General features: G+C 62.4%; 2 protein-coding genes and 1 pseudogene. 1 reads left to right on the top strand and 2 read right to left on the bottom strand.

The genetic code is table 11. The features are described from left to right. Both VIG90_RS02560 and VIG90_RS02555 read right to left on the bottom strand, forming a co-directional pair. On the bottom strand, positions 1–363 hold a 363-nt coding region (locus VIG90_RS02560; protein ID WP_331591864.1), incomplete at its 3' end, for a helix-turn-helix domain-containing protein. 168 nt (positions 364–531) lie between these two features. Further along, a pseudogene (locus VIG90_RS02555) lies at positions 532–1293 on the bottom strand (IS110 family transposase); the annotation flags it as partial. A gap of 55 nt (positions 1294–1348) precedes the next feature. Between VIG90_RS02555 and VIG90_RS02550 the strand changes: the two are divergent. After that, positions 1349–2374, top strand: a 1026-nt coding sequence (locus VIG90_RS02550) for an IS256 family transposase (RefSeq protein ID WP_414695461.1), incomplete at its 3' end; no start/stop codon positions are given.

Genomic DNA, 2374 nt, shown 5'->3' with positions numbered 1-2374 from the left:
GTAGAGGATCTCGCGCGGCGCCCCGCCAATCGCCTCCCGGGCCGCCACATGGCAGCGCAGCACAGTCGGCAGATTCTGGTGCATGACGAAGCGTGCCCAGATGAGACGGCTATTGCCGCCCAGGTATCCGCGCTCCTTGATCTCGCGAAACAGCCGGCGGCCTGTCAGGCCAGGATAGGCCATGACGCGTTCCCGCAGATAGGCCGCGAACGGGTCGATAACTGCGGCTCGGGGCTTTCTGGGCCCGTAAGCCGGAGGCTCCAGGCCGCGCTCTATGTACTTACGCACCGTCTTGCGGTCGATCCCCACTTGCCTGGCGATGGCCGACACCGACAGGCCTTGTCGATGCAAATCCAGGATCATCATCGTCTCCCTCAGGTTGATCACCAATTCCCTCCCTCCAGCCGCCGGAGAGAGTATCGGCGAAGACGCGCCGCCGGTCTTCCGGGGCGCGCCCCGGAAGACCGGCGCCATCGCAACCTGGGGAAGATTCAAACGGCACTTCTGGAGAGTATTGATCCGGTAATCACAATAAGATTGACCATTGCGCAGAAGCGCCCAAACAATCCGCGCCATTTTGGCCGCCAGAGCGACCACGACAGTGTTGGCGTGAGCCCGGCTGAGCAGCCCCCGCAGCCAGATGCCGACGCGCGTATCGGTCGTGGCAAGCGTCGGCAGCGCGGCTCTGGCACCTTGGATCAGCATTTTGCGCAGGTATTTGCTGCCGCGTTTGGTAATGCCAAGGAGCCTTGGTTTGCCGCCCGTTGTCGCCTGTCGGGGGACGAGACCCAGCCAGGCGGCCAGATGCCGACCCCGGCTGAAGTTCGCCGCTTCACCCACTGCCGCAACCAGGGCCGTGTTCCAGCAGCGGGCTGCGGATCTGGTTCATCAGCGATGTGCGCTCGCCTACCAACTGATCACGCATCCGATGGAGGGTCTGCATATCCAGTTGTTCCTGCGACTTCAGCGCGACGAAGCGCATGGTCGGTCGGGTGGCTGCCTCGGCGATGGCTTCAGCATCGCGGTCATCGTTCTTCTGGGCTTTGACAAAGGGCGGACATACTCCGGCGACATCAAGCGCACGATGTGCCCCGGCGCGGTCAGGGCCCGGCCCAAGTGATGGGCGCCACAGCATGCTTCCATCGCAACAATGCAGGCCGGCAATCGGCTCATAAATGCGACAATGGTCTCCCGCCGCATTCGTCGCCGCAGGACGACCTTGCCGCCATCATCAAGGCCTACAAGGCTGCAGCTGTTCTTGCCCAGGCCAATTCCAAGAACGGCAATCTGCATGGTTTGGCTCCTCCCTCTCTTTACCCATGCTGCTGGCAGCAATAGGTAGAGTTCGATAAGGGGCGGGCCATCCATAAAGGGACCAGACCGCGGGAAGGTAATCCGCATTGATGAACCGTGGGTCTGGGACCATCTTGCGGAGATGGTGCGTGGGACGGTTGAGGAGACGTTGAACGCGCTGCTGGATGCGGAAGCGGACCGCCTGTGTGGCACTGCCCGGTATGAGCGCAGCGAAGCCCGGAAGGACACCCGAGCGGGGAGTTACGAACGGGCGCTGCATACCAGGGCTGGCGAAGTAAAGCTGAAGGTACCCAAGCTGCGGCGCCAGACTTTTGAGACGGCGATCATCGAGCGCTACCGCCGAAGGGAGAGCTCGGTCGAAGAAGCGCTGATCGAGATGTACCTGGCCGGCGTCTCCGTGCGCAGGGTCGAGGATATTACCGAGGCCCTGTCGGGCATACGGGTCTCGCCGGGAACGGTGTCCAACCTCAACCGCAAGATCTATGCGCAAATCGAGGCCTGGCGGCAGCGACCGATCGAGGGCCGTCATCCTTATCTTTATCTCGACGGTATCGTGATGAAGCGCACCTGGGCCGGGGAGGTGCGCAACGTGTCACCGCTGGTGGCCAGCGCGGTCAATGCGGAAGGATACCGCGAGATTCTGGGCATTTGCGAGGGTGCCAAAGAGGATAAGTCCGGCTGGTCTGCGTTCCTGCGCCATCTGGTCGACCGCGGCCTGAAGGGCGTCCAACTGGTGATCTCGGATGCTTGCCGGAGCCGGGTAGAGAGCATTGCCGAGTATTTGCCCGAGGCCCGATGGCAGCGCTGTGTCGTGCATTTTTACCCCAATGTCTTCAGCCATGTGCCATCGACCAGGGTGCGAGACGTCAGCCATAAGCTCAAGGCCATTCATGCCCAAGAAAGTCGGCCTGCTGCCGAGCAGAAGGCCGAGACCGTCATCGCCGAGTTGCGGCGACAGCGCATGACCCGGGCGGCCGAACTCATCGAGGCGCATGTGCAGGAAACGCTGAGCTACTATGCCTTTCCGGACAGCCACTGGCTCAAGCTGCGCACCAGATCG

The sequence above is a fragment of the Pedomonas sp. genome (assembly GCF_036515995.1).
Classification (GTDB): domain Bacteria; phylum Pseudomonadota; class Alphaproteobacteria; order Sphingomonadales; family Sphingomonadaceae; genus Pedomonas.
Note: the sequence above shows the minus strand (reverse complement) of the source record. Positions and strands in the feature narration are given on the sequence as shown.